Annotated in this window: 1 pseudogene; it reads right to left on the bottom strand. The window is 44.0% G+C overall.

Annotated features, from left to right (window positions below):
* Positions 1–334: pseudogene (locus tag HMPREF2655_RS03880) on the bottom strand (tagatose-bisphosphate aldolase); the annotation flags it as partial.

Here is a 334-nt window from a genome sequence, read left to right as displayed (position 1 = left end):
GACCTTCATAGCACCAATAACCTTGTGTGGTTTCACTTTTGCGTATTCTGCAGAACCTGCATCAGCGATTTTTTCATCGTAAACGAGGATTTCAAGGAAGAATGGAATGTCTTCTGCCACGCATTCAGAACCAATGCGTTCGATGTAGGCTTGTTTTTGTTGATTGAGTTCGTCAGCGCTGTCTACATCATAGTAAAGCAAGAATTTGACTGCATCTGCACCTTGTTCCTTGATGCGTTTGGCAGACCAAACATCCAAGCAGTCAGGCAAGCGTTTGGTGCTAGTTGTGTCGTATCCTGTTTTTTCATAAGCAAGGAGAAGACCAGCATTGGCA

It is taken from the genome of Streptococcus sp. HMSC066F01, assembly GCF_001837335.1.
GTDB lineage: Bacteria > Bacillota > Bacilli > Lactobacillales > Streptococcaceae > Streptococcus > Streptococcus oralis_S.
This window is presented reverse-complemented; position numbering and strand designations above follow the sequence as displayed.